General features: G+C 69.4%; 17 protein-coding genes. 6 read left to right on the plus strand and 11 right to left on the minus strand.

What is annotated here, in order from left to right:
• The first annotated feature begins 16 nt into the window (after positions 1–16).
• Positions 17–457, plus strand: coding sequence for a peptidoglycan-binding domain-containing protein (locus ACZ7M7_RS39245; protein ID WP_383610391.1), 441 nt, complete (start codon positions 17–19; stop codon positions 455–457).
• A gap of 83 nt (positions 458–540) precedes the next feature.
• Here ACZ7M7_RS39245 and argS read toward each other — a convergent pair whose 3' ends face one another.
• The gene (gene argS, locus ACZ7M7_RS39250) at positions 541–2,295 is read right to left on the minus strand and encodes an arginine--tRNA ligase (protein ID WP_472125545.1); all 1,755 of its coding nucleotides are present in this window, start codon (positions 2,293–2,295) and stop codon (positions 541–543) included.
• A gap of 247 nt (positions 2,296–2,542) precedes the next feature.
• On the opposite strand from argS, the gene lysS reads away from it, so the two are divergent.
• Positions 2,543–4,285 (plus strand): lysine--tRNA ligase, encoded by a 1,743-nt coding sequence (gene lysS, locus ACZ7M7_RS39255; RefSeq protein ID WP_383630686.1) that lies wholly within the window; start codon positions 2,543–2,545, stop codon positions 4,283–4,285.
• Between the two features lie 61 nt (positions 4,286–4,346).
• On the opposite strand, the gene ACZ7M7_RS39260 is transcribed toward lysS, so the two are convergent.
• The 3 genes from ACZ7M7_RS39260 to ACZ7M7_RS39270 all read right to left on the minus strand — a co-directional run bounded on the left by ACZ7M7_RS39260 (position 4,347) and on the right by ACZ7M7_RS39270 (position 7,746).
• Positions 4,347–5,681, minus strand: coding sequence for a DUF2637 domain-containing protein (locus tag ACZ7M7_RS39260; protein ID WP_383610383.1), 1,335 nt, complete (start codon positions 5,679–5,681; stop codon positions 4,347–4,349).
• Between the two features lie 167 nt (positions 5,682–5,848).
• Complete coding sequence (locus ACZ7M7_RS39265; protein WP_472125548.1) at positions 5,849–6,748, minus strand: DUF3558 family protein; 900 nt, start codon at positions 6,746–6,748, stop codon at positions 5,849–5,851.
• A 137-nt stretch (positions 6,749–6,885) separates the two neighbouring features.
• The gene (locus ACZ7M7_RS39270) at positions 6,886–7,746 is read right to left on the minus strand and encodes a DUF3558 domain-containing protein (RefSeq protein WP_383630691.1); all 861 of its coding nucleotides are present in this window, start codon (positions 7,744–7,746) and stop codon (positions 6,886–6,888) included.
• A gap of 215 nt (positions 7,747–7,961) precedes the next feature.
• Between ACZ7M7_RS39270 and ACZ7M7_RS39275 the strand changes: the two genes are divergently transcribed.
• Positions 7,962–9,155: an RtcB family protein gene (locus tag ACZ7M7_RS39275; RefSeq protein ID WP_472125552.1), complete on the plus strand. Its 1,194-nt coding sequence runs from the start codon at positions 7,962–7,964 to the stop codon at positions 9,153–9,155.
• Between the two features lie 69 nt (positions 9,156–9,224).
• Here the strand turns inward: ACZ7M7_RS39275 and ACZ7M7_RS39280 are convergent, their stop codons facing one another.
• The 4 genes from ACZ7M7_RS39280 to ACZ7M7_RS39295 form a co-directional block, all read right to left on the minus strand.
• On the minus strand, positions 9,225–10,784 hold the full coding sequence (locus ACZ7M7_RS39280) for a recombinase family protein (protein WP_472125556.1): 1,560 nt from the start codon (positions 10,782–10,784) through the stop codon (positions 9,225–9,227).
• Between the two features lie 236 nt (positions 10,785–11,020).
• The gene (locus tag ACZ7M7_RS39285) at positions 11,021–11,239 is read right to left on the minus strand and encodes a hypothetical protein (protein ID WP_472125558.1); all 219 of its coding nucleotides are present in this window, start codon (positions 11,237–11,239) and stop codon (positions 11,021–11,023) included.
• A 146-nt stretch (positions 11,240–11,385) separates the two neighbouring features.
• The gene (locus ACZ7M7_RS39290) at positions 11,386–11,604 is read right to left on the minus strand and encodes a tyrosine-protein phosphatase (RefSeq protein ID WP_472125561.1); all 219 of its coding nucleotides are present in this window, start codon (positions 11,602–11,604) and stop codon (positions 11,386–11,388) included.
• Positions 11,605–11,632: 28 nt separating this feature from the next.
• Positions 11,633–12,409 carry an SDR family NAD(P)-dependent oxidoreductase gene (locus tag ACZ7M7_RS39295; RefSeq protein ID WP_383630696.1) on the minus strand — a complete coding sequence of 259 codons (777 nt, stop codon included), beginning with the start codon at positions 12,407–12,409 and terminating at the stop codon, positions 11,633–11,635.
• A 104-nt stretch (positions 12,410–12,513) separates the two neighbouring features.
• Here ACZ7M7_RS39295 and ACZ7M7_RS39300 point away from each other — a divergent pair, with 104 nt between their 5' ends.
• Positions 12,514–12,942: an ester cyclase gene (locus ACZ7M7_RS39300; RefSeq protein WP_383610365.1), complete on the plus strand. Its 429-nt coding sequence runs from the start codon at positions 12,514–12,516 to the stop codon at positions 12,940–12,942.
• Positions 12,943–12,952: 10 nt separating this feature from the next.
• On the opposite strand, the gene ACZ7M7_RS39305 is transcribed toward ACZ7M7_RS39300, so the two are convergent.
• Entirely contained in the window at positions 12,953–13,288 is a 336-nt protein-coding gene (locus ACZ7M7_RS39305; protein ID WP_383610362.1) for a YnfA family protein, read from the minus strand.
• Positions 13,289–13,425: 137 nt separating this feature from the next.
• Here ACZ7M7_RS39305 and ACZ7M7_RS39310 point away from each other — a divergent pair, with 137 nt between their 5' ends.
• Entirely contained in the window at positions 13,426–13,911 is a 486-nt protein-coding gene (locus ACZ7M7_RS39310; protein ID WP_472125564.1) for a hypothetical protein, read from the plus strand.
• 26 nt (positions 13,912–13,937) lie between these two features.
• On the opposite strand, the gene ACZ7M7_RS39315 is transcribed toward ACZ7M7_RS39310, so the two are convergent.
• Positions 13,938–14,348 (minus strand): winged helix-turn-helix transcriptional regulator, encoded by a 411-nt coding sequence (locus tag ACZ7M7_RS39315; RefSeq protein WP_383610356.1) that lies wholly within the window; start codon positions 14,346–14,348, stop codon positions 13,938–13,940.
• Positions 14,349–14,480: 132 nt separating this feature from the next.
• On the opposite strand from ACZ7M7_RS39315, the gene ACZ7M7_RS39320 reads away from it, so the two are divergent.
• Entirely contained in the window at positions 14,481–15,371 is an 891-nt protein-coding gene (locus tag ACZ7M7_RS39320) for an NADP-dependent oxidoreductase (RefSeq protein ID WP_451170295.1), read from the plus strand.
• On the opposite strand, the gene ACZ7M7_RS39325 is transcribed toward ACZ7M7_RS39320, so the two are convergent.
• Complete coding sequence (locus ACZ7M7_RS39325; protein WP_472125567.1) at positions 15,368–16,201, minus strand: DUF6597 domain-containing transcriptional factor; 834 nt, start codon at positions 16,199–16,201, stop codon at positions 15,368–15,370. The two genes, ACZ7M7_RS39320 and ACZ7M7_RS39325, sit on opposite strands and share 4 nt — an antisense overlap.
• Positions 16,202–16,264 lie beyond the last annotated feature (63 nt).

Here is a 16,264-nt window from a genome sequence, read left to right on the forward strand (position 1 = left end):
AGCGAGAGGGAAACGCATGCGACCGAATGTCTGGACGAGGACCCTCGTCAGCGTCAGTGCCGTCATCGGCCTTGCCGCCGGAAGCCTCGCCACCGCGGGCACCAGCTTCGCGGCACCGGACACACAGCCGGCCGTGAGCTCCGAGGTCTCCGTCCTCGCGGTGAACAACCTCGGCCTGACGGCCGCCGAGGCCAAGAAGGTCCAGGGCTGGCTGAAGCAGTACTGGGGCTACACCGGCGCGATCGACGGGCAGCTCGGCACCAACAGCTGGAAGGCGTTCCAGCGCTGCCTCAAGGAGTACTGGGGCTACACCGGTGCCATCGACGGCATCGTCGGATCGGGCACCATCAAGGCGCTGCAGCGGCTGCTCCAGCACTACGGCTACACCGGCGCTATCGACGGGATCGCCGGCTCCGGGACCAGGGCCGCGTTCAAGAACTTCGCCAACAGCCGTTAGTTGCCCGGCCGTTCCACATCACGACGGCGGCCCGTCCTCTCCTTGGGGGGAGAGGACGGGCCGCGCGCGGTTCGTCGGACCGCTCAGAGCCGCTCGGGCGTCCGGATGCCCAGCAGGGCCATGCCCTGGTGCAGCGTCCGGGCCGTCACATCGCACAGGAGCAGACGGTTCTCCACCTGCTCGGGCGAGTCCGCCTTCAGCACCGGGCACTTGTCGTAGAACGACGTGTACAGCGACGCCAGCTGGTACAGATACGCGGCCAGCTTGTGCGGGGCGTACTCCGCGGCCGCCTCGAAGACCGTGTCGCCGAACGCGTCCAGGTGCAAGCCGAGCGCCCGCTCCGCCGCGTGCAGTTCCAGCTCCGGGTGCGCGGCCGGCTTCGTCTCGCCCGCCTTGCGCAGGATCGACTGGATACGGGCGTACGCGTACTGGAGGTAGACGGACGTGTCGCCGTTCAGCGAGACCATCTGGTCCAGGTCGAACTTGTAGTCCCGGTTCGGCGACGTCGACAGGTCCGCGTACTTCACCGCGCCGATGCCGACCTGCGCGGCCCGCTCCTGGATCTCGTCCTCGGTGAGGTCCTGCGCCTTCTCCCGTACGACCTGCGCGGCCCGCTGCACCGCCTCGTCCAGCAGGTCCTCCAGCCGTACGGTCTCGCCCTCACGCGTCTTGAACGGCTTGCCGTCCGCGCCCAGCACTGTGCCGTAGCCCATGTTGTGCGCGGTGACGCCGTCGCTCAGCCAGCCTGCCCGGCGAGCCGTCTCGAAGACCATCTTGAAGTGCAGCGACTGACGGACGTCCACGACGTAGAGCAGGGACGTGGCGTGCAGGTCCTGGACCCGGTTGCGGATCGCGGTCAGGTCGGAGGCCGCGTAACCGAAGCCGCCGTCGGCCTTCTGCACGATCAGCGGGACCGGCTGGTCGTCCTTGCCGCGGATCTCGTCGAAGAACACCACGAGCGCGCCCTCGGAGCGCACCGCGACGCCCATCTCCTCCAGGAGGCGGGCGGTCTCGGGCATGCCGTCGTTGTACGCGGACTCGCCGACGATCTCCTCGTCGCGGATCTTCATGTCCAGCTTCTCGAAGACCGAGTTGAAGTAGACCTTCGACTCGTCCACGAACTGCTGCCACAGCTCGAGCGTCTCCTTGTCACCGGACTGCAGGGCGACGACCCGCTTGCGGGCCCGCTCCTTGAACTCCTCGTCCGAGTCGAAGACCGCGCGGGACGCCTTGTACACCCGGTTCAGGTTGCTCATCGCCTGCTCGCCGTCGACGTCGGCCGCGGGGGCCAGCTCGCCGGGGTTCTCGAACAGGTGCTGGATGAGCATGCCGAACTGGGTGCCCCAGTCGCCGATGTGGTGCCGGCCGATCGTCTTCTCGCCGGTGAAGTCGAGCATGCCGCGCAGGGCGTCGCCGATGACCGCGGAGCGGAGGTGGCCGACGTGCATTTCCTTGGCGACGTTCGGCTGGGCGTAGTCGACGACGGTGATACCGGGGGTGTCCTTGCGGGGGACGCCGAGGCGTTCGGTGTCCGCGTAGCGCGCCGCGAGGTTCTCCGTGATCGCTTTGTCGGCGACGGTGATGTTGAGGAAGCCGGGGCCGGAGACCTCGACATCCTTGACCACGTCACCGGTGGTGATGCTGCCGACGACCTGGGTGGCCAGCTCTCTGGGGTTGGCCTTGGCCTTCTTGGCGAGGGCGAGAATGCCGTTCGCCTGGAAGTCGGCCCGGTCGCTACGTCGCAGCAGGGCGTCTCCGACGGTTCCCGGGAGGGTGGCCGTGAGGGCGTCGACGAGGTGCTGGTTGACGGAGTCGCTGAGGGGCGTGACCGGGGCCATAGGAGTGAGTGCCGTTTCTCCTCGTGGGGATGGATAGACACGGTCAGTATCCCATGGGTGGTAAAGCGGTTATTGCGGCCGCGGGCCGGTGGGGGCTGATCGCGCCCACGCGGCGGAGCCGCACATCGATACAGCCCCGCGCCCCTTCAGGGCGCTGCCCGCAAAGGCGTTTTCGTTGTTGCCGTCCTTGCTGGGACAATGAGGGCGCCAGCCGTTGACCGTACGGCTGCCCTGGAGAAAGAAGGACGTGCCGATCGTGGCTCAGAGCACCGAGACCACCGACTGGGTCTCCCGTTTCGCGGATGAGGTCATCGAGGAGTCGGAGCGTCGGGCCCCGGGCAAACCGGTCGTCGTCGCGTCGGGACTCTCCCCCTCCGGACCCATCCACCTCGGCAACCTGCGCGAGGTCATGACCCCGCACCTCGTCGCCGACGAGGTCCGGCGGCGCGGCCACCAGGTCCGGCATCTGATCTCCTGGGACGACTACGACCGCTACCGCAAGGTGCCGGCCGGTGTCGCCGGGGTCGACGAGACGTGGGCCGCGCACATCGGCAAGCCGCTGACCTCCGTCCCGGCGCCGAAGGGGTCGGCCCATCCGAACTGGGCCGAGCACTTCAAGGCGGCGATGGTCGAGGCGCTCGCCGAGATGGGTGTGGAGTTCGACGGGATCAGCCAGACCGCGCAGTACACCTCCGGGGTGTACCGCGAGCAGATCCTGCACGCCATGACGCACCGCGGCGACATCGACGCCGTGCTCGCGCAGTACCGCACCAAGCCCAAGGGCCAGGGCAAGAAGTCGCAGAAGCCGGTCGACGAGGCCGAGCTGGAGGCCGCCGAGGGCTCCGGCGCGGCCGGCGAGGACGACGGCAGCTCCGGCTCCGCCGGGTACTTCCCGTACAAGCCCTACTGCGGCAACTGCGAGAAGGACTTCACCACCGTCACCTCGTACGTCGACGACACCACCGAGCTGACGTACACCTGCAACGAGTGCGGCTTCTCCGAGACCGTCCGGCTCAACGAGTTCAACCGCGGCAAGCTGGTCTGGAAGGTCGACTGGCCCATGCGGTGGGCGTACGAGGGCGTCGTGTTCGAGCCGAGCGGTGTCGACCACTCCTCGCCGGGGTCGAGCTTCCAGGTGGGCGGCCAGGTCGTCGGGATCTTCGGCGGCAAGCAGCCGATCGGGCCGATGTACGCCTTCGTCGGCATCAGCGGCATGGCGAAGATGTCCTCCTCGCGCGGTGGGGTGCCCACCCCGTCCGACGCGCTGAAGATCATGGAGCCGCAGCTGCTGCGCTGGCTGTACGCCCGCCGCAGGCCCAACCAGTCCTTCAAGATCGCCTTCGACCAGGAGATCCAGCGGCTCTACGACGAGTGGGACAAGCTCGACGGGAAGGTCGCGGACGGGTCCGCCCTGCCCGCCGACGTCGCCGCGCACTCGCGTGCCGTGCGCACGGCCGCGGGTGAGCTGCCGCGCACGCAGCGCCCGCTGCCGTACCGGACGCTCGCGTCCGTCGCCGACATCACCGCCGGGCACCAGGACCAGGCGCTGCGGATCCTCTCCGAGCTGGACCCGGAGAACCCGCTGGGCTCGCTCGACGAGGCGCGTCCCCGGTACGACAAGGCCGAGGCCTGGATCAACACGCAGGTGCCCGCCGACCAGCGGACCATCGTGCGCGACGAGCCCGACGTCGAGCTGCTGAAGTCCCTCGACGAGGCGTCCCAGCAGTCGCTGCGGCTGCTCCTCGACGGGCTGGAGTCGCACTGGTCGCTGGACGGCCTGACCCACCTCGTCTACGGCGTGCCCAAGGTGCAGGCCGGGTTCTCCGCGGACGCCACGCCCAAGGAACTGCCGGCCGAGATCAAGACGGCCCAGCGGACGTTCTTCGCGCTGCTGTACCACCTGCTGGTCGGGCGGGACACCGGGCCGCGGCTGCCCACGCTGCTGCTTGCGGTGGGGCAGGAGCGGGTGCGGACCCTGCTCGGGGAGTAGGCGATAGAGGCGATGCGAGAAAAGGGGCCCTCTGCGGAGGGCCCCTTTTTTTGGCTCAGGGTCAGGCGATGTGGTCCTCTTCCAGCTCCGCCGAATGGCGCTTCTGGAAGCGTTCCGTGAGGGTCTTCAGAGCGCTGGGGCTCAGCGACGTGCCGTACGTCGCCTGGATGTTGTCGCCCAGGACACGGGGCGTGGGGTAGCTGCCGTCGATCGACTGACGGAAGATCTGGTAGTAGTCGTCGTCGTTCGGCTCCGGGCGCTCCGGAGGACCGCCGCCCTCGCCGAGCTGGCGGGTGCGGTTGCCGGTCACGGGGATCGGGAAGGTGCCGGTGTCCTCGGGGGAGGGTTCCTGGGCGGGCGGTTCCTGCTGGTACTGGTCCTGGTACTGCTCGGCCCGGAGCTGTTCCTCGTACCACTCTTCGTAGTGGCCCTGGGGGTCGTACTGGGCGTCGTAGCCGCCCTGGTACTCGACGTTCCGGGGGGTGTTGAACCAGTCCTGCACGTACTCCGGCTGCTCGACGTCGGGCGGGCCGGCCGGCTCGGGGCCGACCAGCTCGGGGCGCTGCTCGCCGACGGGTGCCGCCTGCCGGGGGACCGGCGCCGCGGCGGCGCGAGGGCCGGCGGCGTTGCCCGGCGTCAGGCCGGCCACCTCGGCCGGGTGAACGGCGTCCAGGGCCTGCTTCGGTGCCGGCGGCAGCAGGGCCGGCTCGATGCCCGCCGCCGCGAGCCCCGCCGGAGCCGTCTGCGCCAGCGGAACGCCGTACCGCGCCAGACGCAGCGGCATCAACGACTCCACCGGCGCCTTGCGCCGCCACGCCCGGCCGAAGCGGGAGCGCAGGCGGGCCTGGTACACCAGGCGCTCCTGCTCCAGCTTGATGACCTGCTCGTAGGAGCGCAGCTCCCAGAGCTTCATGCGGCGCCACAGGAGGAAGGTCGGCAGGGGGGAGAGGAGCCAGCGGGTGAGGCGGACGCCCTCCATGTGCTTGTCGGCCGTGATGTCCGCTATGCGCCCGATCGCGTGGCGGGCCGCCTCCACCGAGACCACGAACAGGATCGGGATCACGCCGTGCATGCCGACGCCCAGCGGGTCCGGCCAGGCCGCCGCGCCGTTGAAGGCGATGGTCGCCGCCGTCAGCAGCCACGCCGTCTGGCGCAGGAGCGGGAACGGGATGCGGATCCACGTCAGGAGCAGGTCAAGGGCGAGCAGGACGCAGATACCTGCGTCGATGCCTATCGGGAAGACATAACTGAAGTTCCCGAAGCCTTTCTGGATGGCCAGCTCGCGGACGGCCGCGTACGAACCGGCGAAGCCGATGCCGGCGATGATGACGGCGCCGAACACGACCACACCGATGAGAATGCGGTGCGTCCGAGTCAGCTGCGGTGGCCCGGCCACTCGTACTCCCCTCCCAGTGCATGTTGTTGCGCGCAACAGGGTGGCACATCTGTGCGGCGTGCGGATCGCCGGTACGGCACGAGCCCGGTCCCTTCAGGGGGCCGGGCTCGGGCAACAGGCGTGGCTGAGCTGCGTGTTGTGACTCAGCGGTGGGGCAGGTGTGACGGTCAGCTCTTCTTCGACGCTGAATTGGACGGGGAGCTGGACGCCTTCGATGAGCTCCCGGAGGGCGACTTCGAGGGAGACTTCGAAGCCGACTTCGACGGGGCGCTGCTCGGCGTGCCCGCGGTGCCGCTGCCGTTCGCCTTCTTCACCGCGGCCACCGCCTCCTTGGCGGCCTTGCGCGCGAGCTTGTCCATGGACTCCGTGCTCGGGGTCTTCTCACCGGCCAGACCGGCGCCGTTGTAGTCGAGCGTCACGACGACGTTCTCGACCCGGGCCACGATCGTCTCCTGGCGGAAGGAGCCCTCCTTCTTCTTCAGGTCGTAGCGCACCACCGTCGCCTGGTCGCCCACCCCGGCGACCGGCTCCGACTTGGTGTTCTTCGCGCCCGACACCGACTTCGCGTCCTGGGCCTGCGTCTCGTAGTACTCCTGCGCCCGCTTGTCGCCCGAGCCGCGCGAGGCGTCCGACTCGAAGCGCAGCAGGGAGACGTTGAGCCAGCGGAACTGCGAGCCCTTCACGCCGTTGTTGTCGAGGCTGCTCCAGGAGCAGGAGCCACGCGTCGACGCTTCGTCCGAGGAGCCCTCCTTGCCGGACTTGGCCTCGGGGGCGAGCTCCTCCAGCGTCTTCTTCGACAGCGCCTTGCACGCCTGCGGAAGCGCCTTGTACGCCGCCGCCTGCACCGTCGGCGACGGGCTCGCGGACTCGGACGCCGACGCCGAGGCCTTCGTGTCCCCGGCCGTCTTGTCGTCCGAACCGGAGTCCGAGGAGCAGCCCGCGGCGATCAGCACCGCGGGGACGACGGCCGCGCAGACGAGGGCACGCTGCAGGCCGTGAAGGCCCTTCCCCCGCTGCTCGCGCTGCTTACGCCCGTCACGCTGTTCTCGCTCTGCTACTCGCTGCATGGTTCCTTCACTCATGACTGACACTCGTGGTCCCTGCCGTCGGATCGGGTCCGAGGGGCCACGGTACGCGGTGAAGAAGGTGTGTGGTCTCGTTTCGGTTACGTCGCACTTGGGCGTACGAGGGTGCGCGAGGGGCGCTACTCGGCCAGTTCGTCGGCCAGTTGTGCCGCCAGTTTCTGGGCCCTGTCCTGCATTTCCTCGCTGTCCGGGACCGTGCCGACGGTGGCCGGCTGCTCCTCGTACTCGATCGTCACGATCACGTTGGACGTGCGGAACGCCACAGTCACCTTGCGCTGCTGGGCCGTCGAACCGGAGCTGCTGAGCTTGTCGTCGAGGAAGGCCTCGTCGCCCAGGTCGTCGAGCACCCGGGGCTGGAGGGCGGCGGGGGTCGCGCCGTCGCCGGAGGTCGAGGCCGACGGGGAGGTGGAGGCGGAGGGCGAGGAGGACGCGGACGCCGACGGTGGGGCCGGGGGCGAGGAGGAGGGCGAGCCGCTCGGGTCGGCGGAGGGGGTGGCCTCGCCGGTCGCGGCGGACTCGGTGCTCGTCGGCTCGGGGAGGTCGGCCGCCTCCTGCAGGGCCGCGAAGAGCTGCTCGGCCTCGCTGTCGTCGCTGACCGACGTGTCGTACGACACCACACGCTCGAAGTCGACGAAGAGATGGTCCGTGGCGTCGGTCGACTCGACCTTCCAACGGCAGCCGACCTTGCGGTCGGTGTCGTAGGTGAGGGTCGGTGCGCCCTCGTACGCCTTCTCGCGCTGGTCCTCGTCCGTGATCTGCCTGATGCCCGGAAGCAGCGAGTCGAGCGTGTCCTCGCCGACCACGCCGCACGGTTCGGGCAGCGTGTCGTACCGGCCGGGCTCGGCCGCCGCGGTCGCCGTGCCGGAGTCGCCGGGGTTGGAGCCGTCGGTCGTGCCGCCGTCGTCGGAGCTGCCGGTGCAGCCGGCCAGCAGCGCCGCGAGGAGTGCGGCGACGCCGGATACATAGGCCTTCCGCTGCACGGTCAGGCTCCTCTCGACGGTGGTTCTGTGGTCGGTCCGTTGCCGGTCATTCAGTGTCCCCGCTGGTTATTCGCTTGCCGCGCGGGGGCGCCCACTGGAGACAATGTGTATCGCACGCACTGCCGTGGGCGCCGGTCCGCTGTCCCTTTCATCGACCTTGGTGCCGGTTTTGCGATTTCAGACTTGTATGTGTTTTCCGGGGGATTGAGGACGTTATGTCGTACGTGGAGATGCCGGGCGCGAAGGTTCCCATCCGTATGTGGGCCGACCCGGCGACGGTCGAGGAAGGGGCACTCCAGCAGCTGCGGAACGTCGCGACCCTGCCGTGGATCAAGGGCCTCGCCGTGATGCCGGACGTGCATTACGGGAAGGGGGCGACGGTCGGGTCCGTCATCGCGATGCGCGGGGCCGTGTGTCCTGCGGCGGTGGGCGTGGACATCGGGTGCGGGATGTCGGCGGTGAGGACGTCGCTGACGGCCAATGACCTGCCGGGTGACCTGTCGCGGCTGCGGTCGAAGATCGAGCAGGCGATTCCGGTGGGGCGCGGGATGCACGACGACCCCGTCGACCCCGGGCGCCTGCACGGCTTCGGCACGGCCGGGTGGGACGACTTCTGGGGGCGGTTCGACGGGATCGCGGACGCGGTCAAGTTCCGTCAGGAGCGGGCCGGCAAGCAGATGGGGACGCTGGGCAGCGGCAATCATTTTGTCGAAGTCTGCACGGATACGACCGGTTCTGTCTGGCTGATGCTGCACTCCGGTTCCCGGAACATCGGCAAGGAACTGGCCGAGTTCCACATCGGCGTGGCCCAGAAGCTCCCGCACAACCAGGGCCTGGTCGACCGCGACCTCGCCGTCTTCGTGGCGGATACTCCGCAGATGGCGGCGTACCAGAACGATCTCTACTGGGCTCAGGAGTACGCGAAGTACAACCGGTCGATCATGATGGCACTTCTCAAGGATGTGCTGGGCAAGGAGTTCAAGAAGGCCAGGGTCACCTTCGAACCCGAGGTGAGCTGTCACCACAACTATGTGAGCCGTGAGCGCTACGACGGCGTGGACCTGCTGGTCACACGCAAGGGTGCGATCAGCGCCCGGGCCGGCGAGTACGGCATCATCCCGGGCTCGATGGGGACCGGTTCGTACGTCGTGAAGGGTCTTGGCAACCCGATGTCCTTCAACTCGGCCTCGCACGGCGCGGGTCGGCGCATGAGCCGTAATGCGGCGAAGCGGCGCTTCTCGACGAAGGACTTGGAGGAGCAGACGCAGGGCGTGGAGTGCCGTAAGGACTCCGGCGTCGTGGATGAGATCCCGAGCGCCTACAAGCCGATCGAGCAGGTCATCGATCAGCAGCGGGACCTGGTCCAGGTGGTCGCGAAGCTGAAGCAGGTCGTCTGTGTAAAGGGGTGACCTGCCGACTCAAGGCGGCGGGCTCGGTCAGGATTGACCGGGGCCCGCCGTCGCGTGTGCGCCGCTCGGTTACGCGGCTTCGATGCCCGAACCCGCCTGGCGCCAGACGGGAACGACTGCGGCAGGTTCGAAGCGGTGTGAACCCTTGGTGCCCGGGAGGATGATCACTGACTCCAGGAGTTGGAACAGAATCTCGCGCCTCGCGCTCTTCTTCAGGCTGCCCCAATGAGACCGTGCGTCGACGGGGCCATGTGCACCCGGATGATGTTCGACCACCCAGGCTTGCTGCTCATTGAAGAGCCGCTTGATCTGGCTTTCGTCCCGCGTGAGCCTTGAGAAGTACTCGGCGTCGGTCATCTCCCCGGCGTACCACTGCTCTTGGAGTGCCGCCTTACGCTGCCTGGCGGTTTCCATCTCCCACATGCCGGGCCAGGGAATGCTGGACAGTGCGCCAGATGTGTGTTGCTCACCCAGCCTGATGAGGGCGTGCTCTGTGACGAGGTTGTCCACCGCCGGGCCTTGGCGGCTGACTCGGCCGCAGCCGCCGTCCAGCGCGCCGCGGCAGCGGTACTCGTACGACATGTTGGTGGGGTGGCCGTGCATGGGTGCACCACACTGCTGCCCGTCTGCAAGCGGTCGACCGCAGTGCACCAGCCCCGTGAGCAGGTATCGCACACCTTCTCGCGGGTGAATGCCCGTTCTGTTCCAGCCTCCGGGATGGCGCTGCCGTTCCAGCGTCTCCGAGATGCGGTGCCACTCTTCCGGCGACACGATGGGTTCCCATTGGCCGAGGACCGGCATTCCGTCCACGTCGAGGACAAGGACTCCGTCGAGCTTGCGGTATCCGCAGATGCGGGGATTACGCAGGATCTGTTTGACCGTCTGACGCTGCCAGGGGTTTCCCAGGCTGCTCGTGTATCCCGAAGTGATGAAGTCCTGGGTGACCGCGGTGAGCGTTCTGCCCGCCAGCAGGCTCCGCACTCCCTGCCGTACGACCTCGGATTCGCCCGGATGCAGCGTCATTTTGTCGGCATGCCAGCCGAACGGACGGCGCGGCCCGACCGGCTCGCCTCGCTCTGCGCGGGCACGATGGTTCAGCTTGGCCCTGTGTCCCTGTTTCGTGCTCTCGGCGCGCGCGGAAGCCGCCCCCAGGAGACCCCGCTGTATGGCGTCGTCGCTGTAAAGGTCGAACGAGCCGAGTCCATCGGCGTAGGTGCGTGAGGGGTGTGCGGTGAAGCACTCGATGAAACGCCGATAGGTACGCACATCCCGGTACAGCCGGTCGTCGGAGACGCACACGACCCCCTCAATCGGGTACCCCGCCGCCGTAGTCCCCTGCTTCAGGGCGTCGAGCATTGCGTCGAATTCGGGCCGCATGACGCCTGCTTTCGAGGCTGACTTGTCGTTGTCCACGTAGCGGTGTACGACGATCATGCGATGGGTCGACGCGATCCGGGCGCAGTGGTTTGCCTGGTCCGCCACGCCATGGCCATCCCTTTTGTGTCTGTCGTTGGAGATACGGCAGTAGGCCACCACCAGGCGCCAGCCTGCAGCTCGCAGGGCCATTGCCTTCGGCAGCGACGGGGTGCCGTCGGGGATGCCACGGAGGTTTTTGAGCAGATGTTCCAACTCCGACGCTGGGGGCCTCACCTTTCCGCGGCGGTCGGCTGGCGCCTTCGAGGGCACGCTAGGCTCGCATTCAGCCATGAGGAAGCTCTTCCTTCCTTGCTGGTCAGGCCCTCGTCCGGGCGGCATCCCGGTCGAGGGCCGTCGATTTGATGTTGTGGCGCGAGCCTAGATCGACAGTTCATTCTCCGTTCGGGTGATCGATGGTGTTCACCCTTGTGAGTTATTCCGGTCGCTTCTCAAGGAGGGCACCGCGGAGGGTTGTTGAGAGCGGCTGTGGGTCCAGCGACAACGCCTCGGAGACATAGCCCTCGATCGAGCCGTAACGCCCCGCCAGGAACAGGCGCATGACCGCTTCGGGGGCGCGGCCGAAACCCGGCCAGTTCCGTGAGGGTGAAGTCCTCGATGATCGCGCGCTCGGGCACTCCGAGCAGGCCCGGGATCAGCGCCGCCACCATGCCCGTGCGGTCCTTGCCCGAGGCGCAGTGGAAGGCCAGGGGGCCGACTCCGCAGCCTTCGCGACCAGTTCCAGTGCGCTGCGGATTTCCGTACTGCCGTCCTGCGCAACCTCCATGTAGCGCTCGGTCAGATACGGGTACGTGTACTACGGGTGGTCCGGGACGCGGCCGCTCTTCTCGATCTCCCACGGGTAATGCAGGTCGATGACCGTGCAGATGCCGAGGGAGTGGAAGCGGGGCCAGTCCGCGGTGCCCGCGCTTAACTTGCCCAGGGAGTCCGAGCGGTAGAGGCGGCCGGGGCGGACACGGTGCCGGCCGTCGTCGGGCAGCCGCCCAGGTCGCGGAAATTGTGCAGCGCTGCGCAACGTATGTGCCTGTCCACGCTGCGTGACCCTACTTCTCCCTGTGGACCTTCGTGTTGGACGCCTGGGCGCGGGGGCGGACCACCAGGAGGTCGATGTTGACGTGGCTGGGGCGGGTGACCGCCCAGGTGATCGTGTCGGCGACGTCGTCGGCGGTCAGCGGGGCGGCCACGCCCTCGTAGACCTTGGATGCCTTGTCGGTGTCGCCGGAGAAGCGGGTCAGGGCGAACTCGTCCGTCTTGACCATGCCGGGCGCGACCTCGATGACGCGGACCGGCCGGCCGACGATCTCCAGGCGGAGGGTCTCGGCGAGGACGTGGGCGCCGTGCTTGGCGGCGACATAGCCCGCGCCGCCCTCGTAGGTGCTGTGGCCGGCGGTGGAGGAGACGACGACCACCGTGCCGTCGCCGCTCGCCTCCAGCTTGGGCAGCAGGGCCTGGGTGAGGTTCAGGGTGCCGATGACGTTCGTCTCGTACATCGTGCGCCAGTCGGCCGGGTCGCCGGTGGCCACCGGGTCGGCTCCCAGGGCGCCGCCCGCGTTGTTGACCAGGACGCCGATGGTCTTGAAGGCCAGCGCGAACTCGTCGACCGCCGCGCGGTCCGTCACGTCCAGCTGGTAGGCCGCCGCGGAGTGGCCGGCCGCGTTGATCTCCTCGGCCAGCGCCTCGATGCGGTCCTTGCGGCGGGCGGTGAGGACCACGCGGTAGCCGGCCGCGGCGAGCTGCCGCGCCGTGGCGGCACCGATTCCGCTGCTCGCACCGGTGACTACGGCGATGCGGGAGGCGGTGGACGGGGCTGCGGCGGGCATGGCTGCTCCTCTTGCGTGGTCGAGTCCAGAGACTGTCCGGCCAGGATAGGCGCGCGCTGCGGTGGGACAATGAGACGGGTGATCTCCCGAGCAGGAGGTGGATCATGGGACAGGCACGTGAAGTCATGGACCGGCTCACCGCAGCGATCACCACTGCGGACTCCAAGGGCATCGCCGAGCTGTACGCACAGGACGCGGTCGCCGTGACCCCGGACGGCGGGGAACTCCACGGACGCGACGACATCGCCGCGTACTGGAGCCAGATGACGGAGATGGTTCCCGACGGCCGGTACGAGTCGGTGCACTCGTACGAGATCGGTGACACGGCCATCGACGAGGGCGTCTTCACCGGCCGGAACACGGGACCGATCCAGTTGCCCACGGGCGAGACACTGCCCGCCACGCAGAAGGAGATCAGGATCCGCGGGGTCGACTTCGCCACCGTCGACGACAGCGGACACATCGTCGACTACCGGCTCTACTTCGACGAGATGGAGTTCCTCGGGCAGTTGGGGCTGCTGCCGCCGACCTGAGCCCTCCAGTTCAGTTGCCTCGCGGCGCGTACATGATCACCGCCATGCCCGCGAGGCAGATCAGCGCGCCCGTGACGTCCCAGCGGTCCGGGCGGTAGCCGTCCGCCACCATGCCCCAGGCCAGTGAACCGGCGACGAAGACACCGCCGTACGCGGCGAGGATGCGGCCGAACTGGGCGTCGGGCTGGAGCGTGGCGATGAAGCCGTAGGCGCCGAGGGCCATCACGCCCGCGCCGATCCACAGCCATCCGCGGTGTTCGCGCACGCCCTGCCACACCAGCCAGGCGCCGCCGATCTCGAAGAGGGCGGCGACGACGAAGAGGGCGGCGGAGCGCAGGACGAGCATGCGGGCAGCTTGCCATGGGGCCGCGCCGTGTCCGTTCACCGGTTCGGGGGCGGCGCACGTCACCTGTTGGACGGCGCCTGCCGCTCGCTCCGCGTGGGATACATCCGTACGACCACGCTGGAGTGAGGAGTGGGCGGATGCGGCGGATGAGGGTTGCTGCGGTGTGCGGTGCGGCCGTGATGGCGGTGGCCGGTGGGGTGACCGTGGCCCCGGCGGCCGGGGCGGTGAGCGCGCCGGAGGCGGTTGTCGCCTATCACGGCTCCGCCGCCATGTCCGGGGGCCGGGTCGCCGTACGGTTCACGCCGTACCGGTTCGGCACTGGTGCCGTGCCGGACCCGACGGTGGCGGTACGGCTGCGCTGGTCCGTGCCGCTGGCGGACCGGCAGGCGCTGCCCGACAGATGTGCGAGGGCGGGCGAGCGGATCGTGATGTGCCGGGTCGGGGCGCTGGACGCGGACGGGGTGGGGGAGCCGGTCGGTCTGCGGGTACGGCTGCGGGGCGCGCCCTCGGAGGTGCTGGTGGAGTTCGACACCGTGCGCAGCGGCGGCGCGGCGGGTGTGGACCGCGGGAACGATCAGCAGCGGGTGCTGGTGCTGGACACGGGGGACTCGTACCACTTCTGACGCCGGTCCCCGCCTCGGAGCGTCGCCTAGGCCGTGTCCGGGGTCTCGCTGTCGTAGCGCTCGCGGGCCTCTCGGACCTCGTCGAAGTGGGTCTCCGCCCAGTCCTTCACCGCGGTCAGCAGCAGGGCCAGGCCGTGCCCGAGCGGTGTGAGCTCGTAGTCGACGCGGACGGGGACGGACGGGGTGACCTTGCGGGTGAGGAGGCCGTCCCGCTCCAGTGAGCGCAGGGTCTGGGTCAGCATCTTCGGGCTCACCCCGGCGATCTTGCGGCCGAGGTCGCTGTAGCGCATGGGGCCCGCGGAGAGGGCGGCGACGACGAGGCTGACCCACTTGTCGCTGAGGCGGTCCAGGAGCTGGTTGGTGGGACAGCTCTTGAGGAACGCGTCGTAGGCGATGCGGGCCTCTTCGCGCCGCTGGGCCGCTGTCATGGTCGGCATGGCTCACCTCGCGGGTAGGTACGCACTCCCAGGTAACTACTTACGAATGGATAGTAACTCTTCCTAGGGTTGTTGCAACAGCGGGGAAACCCATCCCGACATGTACTGATTGCACAGACCAGGAGAGTTGCCATGCGTGCTGCTGTGGTGAGGACGTTCGGCGGACCGGACGCCGTGGAGATCGTGGAGCGGGAGGTGCCCGAGCCGGGCGCGGGGGAGGTGCGGATCAAGGTCGCGGCGGCCGCGCTGAACCCGGTCGACGCGGGGTTGGCGGCCGGTGTCTTCGGGGGTGCCGGCACCGATGTCGGGCTCGGCTGGGACGTGGCCGGGACGGTGGACGCGGCGGGGCCGGCCGCTGCCTGGGGTGTCGGGGACGAGGTGGTGGCGCTGCACTACGGCATGCTCAAGCCGCTGGGCACGCACGCCGAGTACGTCGTCGTCCCCGCGGACGCCGTCGCCAAGGCCCCGGTGACGGGCGACTCCGTCCACGCGGCGACGCTGCCGCTGAACGCCCTGACCGCCGCGCAGGCCCTGGACCGGCTGGAGTTGGGGCCGGATCAGTCGCTGCTGGTGACGGGCGCGGCGGGTGCGGTCGGCGGATACGCCGTCCAGCTCGCGGCTCACCGCGGGATATCCGTGACCGCACTGGCCCGCGAGGCCGACGAGGAACTCGTACGGTCCTTCGGGGCCACCCGTTTCACGGCGGGTGACGTCGAGGCGGGCAGCTTCGACGCCGTGCTGGACGCCGCGATCCTGGGTGAGACGGCTCTTCGGTGGGTGCGGGACGGGGGCGCCTACATCGGCGTCATTCCGGGCACCCAGCCCGGGTCCGTGCGCGGGGTGCGCACCGGTGCGGTCGAGGTGAGTGCCGACGGGGCACAGCTCGCCGAACTGGTCCGGCTGGCGGACGACGGGGTGCTGACCCTCCGGGTGGCCGAGACCTTCGCGCTGGACGACGCGGCCAAGGCGCACGCCCGGCTGGCCGAGGGCGGGCTGCGGGGCCGGTTGGTCCTGGTTCCCTAGTCGCCGGCGCCGCCGGACCGGGCGTCCGCCGCGTACGCCGTCGGCGGCATCCCCACCGTCGCCGTGAAGTCCCGTACGAGGTGGGCCTGGTCGGCGTAGCCGAGTTCGCCCGCGAGAGTGGCCCAGTCGACGTCGGCGCGGGTGCCGGCGAGGTCCAGGGCCTCGTGGATGCGGTAGCGCAGGAGGACCCACTTCGGGCTGACGCCGACGTACGTCGAGAACAGGCGCTGCAGCGCCCGCACCGACAGCCCCTGCTCCCGGGCGAAGTCGCCGACGCGGCACACCGTGCGGTCGGCACGGATGCGCCGGACGAGGTCGATGGCGAGGTCGGCCTGCGGATCGGGGGCGCAGGGCAGGGCGAGCAGGAAGGCGTCGAGGGCGGCCACGCGGGCGGCGTCGTCGGCGGGGGTGACGATCGCGTGCGCGGCGTCGCCCGTGGCGGGCGCGAACACCTCCTGGGCGGGCAGCGCGCGGCCCGTCCACCGGGACACCGGTGCCTCGGGGGCGTAGGGCCGGAAGGCGCCGGGGCGGAACTTCACCCCGCAGACCCGGCCCCGGCCGGTCAGCTTCCGGGTGTACAGGCCGAGCGCGACGCCGGTGACCTCGGCATACGGCGGCCCTTCGTCCTCGTCCCACTGGAAGGTGAGGTTGACGGCCGGGTGCGGGACCACGTGGGAGGCGTAGGGCGCGGGCAGGTCCCAGTCGATGAGCCAGTACCACTCGACGTACCGGCGCAGCGGCTCGGCGGGATCGTGGCGGCGGAACCGGACGCGGTTCAGCAGCGCGGACGGGTCGACGATCCCGCGGGTGTCGTGGCGGGGTGCCTCCATGGCCGGATCGTACGTCGCGATTCCGCGGGCGTCGCGTTTCTTCAAGAAGGGCGGGGGGCGGCT

Source organism: Streptomyces sp. NPDC111606 (assembly GCF_055656945.1).